This window comes from Phocaeicola sp. HCN-6420, assembly GCF_037890145.1.
Lineage (GTDB): Bacteria > Bacteroidota > Bacteroidia > Bacteroidales > Bacteroidaceae > Phocaeicola.
The window spans coordinates 1-3,026 of sequence record NZ_JBBKBJ010000060.1 but is presented as its reverse complement, the minus strand read 5'-3'; the positions used below and the strand labels follow the sequence as shown (position 1 = coordinate 3,026).

Genomic DNA, 3,026 nt, shown 5'->3' with positions numbered 1-3,026 from the left:
GAACGGAAAGGTGGAGGAAGTGAACCATTACTACCCCTTCGGAGGTATGTTCGCCAACACCGGAAACATACAGCCTTACAAGTACAACGGAAAGGAACTTGATACACGGAAGGGACTCAACTGGTACGATTACGGGGCAAGATATTATGATCCGGCTGTGGGAAGATGGCATGTGAAGGATCCGATGGCAGAAAAATATTATAGCATTTCACCATATGTATATTGCATAAATAATCCCGTAAAGTTTATAGATTCAGATGGTGCAAAAGTTTACTATGCAATAGGAGTTTCAAATGAGTTTAAGAATGATTTTAAACAAGCTGTGCAGTATTTAAATAAATTTGGAGTGGGAGATTTACTAGCAAAACTACATGCATCTGATAAAATATATTACATCAATGAAGGTAAACCATTATCCTCTAGTTCTTTCAATGCAAAGACAAAAACAATAACATGGAGTTCTCGAACAGGGATTTTAACCAATAATGCTTTTGAACTATCACCCACAACCATCTTGAATCACGAAATAGACCATGCAGTACAATTCGATCAAAACCGCAAACAACAATTAATTGATTCTAAAGTAAAAGACAAAAATTATGGCAATAAAGAAGAAAAAAGAGTAATAACTGGCAGCGAACAGGAAACTGCCAGGAAACTAGGAGAAATTAATAAAACAGAAGTTACACGCAACGATCATCTAGGAACTCTTTATGAAACAACAGGACCAACGACAACAGAATGGAAAGCACCTATTATCATAAGGCCAGAAGATGGGAATGGTGTTAAAAAGTTTTAAAATTTTATTCTTCCCCTTTTTATTCTATATTTTTATAGAATAAAGATATTGAAATTCAATATTTGATACCTTATTCGATATATTATCTAATGACAAATTCAAAGTGTTCGGATTATTTGCCATATCCGAACACTTTTATAAATCTATTTGTTGGTGGAATTACATTAATAAAAGATTTATGTATAAAATATCAGATTAGAAGTAACATATAGGTGTATCAGAAAGAATGAAACTTTTGCCAAAACGAAAATAAAGAATTTAAAGCCATATTCTCGTTCAATTTATGATTATAAGAAGTTATGCAAAAGATATTGGCGAATTGTTTACCCAGATTTTCGGAAAAATTAGCCCATTTATAATCCTCAATATATTAACTACAAAAGTAAATGACAAGAGGCTGTATTAAAATAGAAATCAACTATCAAAAAGACTGTTATGCTGAGCGTGGTGAAGTATTTTGTAAACAACCACGTGGATGCATACAAGATTATTCGCAGACTCAAAATGATAGCTAAATTCTATTTTGATACAGCCTCTTTATAAAATAAAATACAATTATGAAGAATGCCTTATTTATATTTATACTGACCGTTTTCGCTAATTTTAAATTACAAGCAATAACTCCACAAATTCATCATATAGACAGTATTCTTATACATTATGTAGATTTTAATCTCATGACAACAATTGGAATTAACTGTAATAGTTTTGAATCCACTTTACCCTATGAAAAAGTCATATTGCGCGACTCAATATACATTACCGAGTTTAAGAAAATGTTACTAAAAGATAAATATACGACTGAATATCCTGTTGATGTTAGATGCAAAATCTATATGTTTACTCCAAAAGGAGTAGAAGTTACATGTATAGGAAATCATAGTTTACAATACAGGGACAGCCTTTATGAAATCAATCATTTGTTTATTGATAAAATAAAAGAGTTTATTTCAAAGGGAGAGGAAGTGCTAAACGATACAATAATACAGCATTCTCCCCCTTTACTTATGGAAAAATCACTTTTTTATGACAGCATCAGACAAAGATGCCTGCCTTTTATGAAAAAAGAAAAGATAGATACTTTAAAAATTCTGATTGATTTCTATATTGACAGACAGGGAAATGCTATAGATATAACGGTTAAAGGATGGAGAAACCAATCCATTCCTATTACCTTACAAAATGAAATAATAGCTTTATTCCAAGAAAAATTCAAATGGTTTCCGTCCGAAAGTCGCCCTTATAAAATAAAACAAATATTACCTTTAACATTAATCGGGGAATAGATGCTCAACGAAACAGTATAGACAACACTATCGCAAACTTTAGAGATGTAGACAATGGGAATAAAAATGAAGAAAATGCTATAAGAAGGAGAAGGAAGGAGAATATTATGATTGGGAAGATGGCATGTTCAGGATCCGATGCAGGAGAAACGGATTGGTTTGTCTCCATATTGCTATACAAGTAATAATCCGGTCAACCGTATTGACCCGAATGGTATGCTGGATGATTGGGTGGAGGATCAGAATAAACAAATTTATTGGGATAGCAATGCTACATCACAAGCTAACACAAAGAAAGGAGAAACTTATTTAGGAAAAGCTGTTGTAATATTTAATGGGTCAATAAAAGAAAAACTAGGTGAAAAAGATAATTTATTAACTCAAAAGGCCATTTTAGCCAATATTATAGTCTATGGTCCTAATGGCAAGGAGGATATACAAAAATATAAAGGGTATACAATGAGCTCTGACCCTAATTTATTTGGTGTTGTTGCTGATGGAACTTATGATGTCAACCGTATTGGTTCTAAGGAAAAAAGAGGACCTTATAATTCTGTATGGACATTAAATAAGAGAGGAAATGTTCCTGCCATGAATAATTTTAACCCTGCTTATCCTAAAAGGAATCCAGGATATTTAAATGGAGTATTTATACACAGATCTAATAACAATGGCTTTGCGGGAAAATATTGGAACGAAAAAAAACAAAAATATTCAGGAGTATCTGAAGGATGTTTATTAATCCTACCAACTCAATGGGATAAGTTCAATAATCAATTACAGAGTGTTAATATGTTTAAATTAATAATTGACAGACAATGAATTTAATGATTTATTTATTACTTATTGTTCTGACAGAACTTTCAAGTATTCAACAATCGCCACAAAAATATGCCGGTCATGCCTTATTAGTACCAATGCATACCTATATACCTATATTC

Annotated in this window: 3 protein-coding genes; all 3 read left to right on the top strand. The window is 32.0% G+C overall.

Going from position 1 to position 3,026, the window contains the following annotated elements; genetic code table 11:
* Positions 1-799: RHS repeat-associated core domain-containing protein (locus WKT12_RS16305; protein ID WP_340320315.1), on the top strand; the 799-nt coding region annotated here is incomplete at its 5' end.
* 557 nt (positions 800-1,356) lie between these two features.
* Complete coding sequence (locus WKT12_RS16300; protein ID WP_340320314.1) at positions 1,357-2,085, top strand: hypothetical protein; 729 nt, start codon at positions 1,357-1,359, stop codon at positions 2,083-2,085.
* Positions 2,086-2,196: 111 nt separating this feature from the next.
* Positions 2,197-2,907, top strand: a complete 711-nt coding sequence (locus WKT12_RS16295; RefSeq protein WP_340320313.1) for an RHS repeat-associated core domain-containing protein — start codon at positions 2,197-2,199, stop codon at positions 2,905-2,907.
* The last annotated feature ends 119 nt before the right edge of the window (positions 2,908-3,026 follow it).

Bases quoted from the DNA above. Each gene is read 5' to 3' on its own strand.
- WKT12_RS16300 (WP_340320314.1), top strand. From the start codon at position 1,357: ATGAAGAATGCCTTATTTATATTTATACTGACCGTTTTCGCTAATTTT.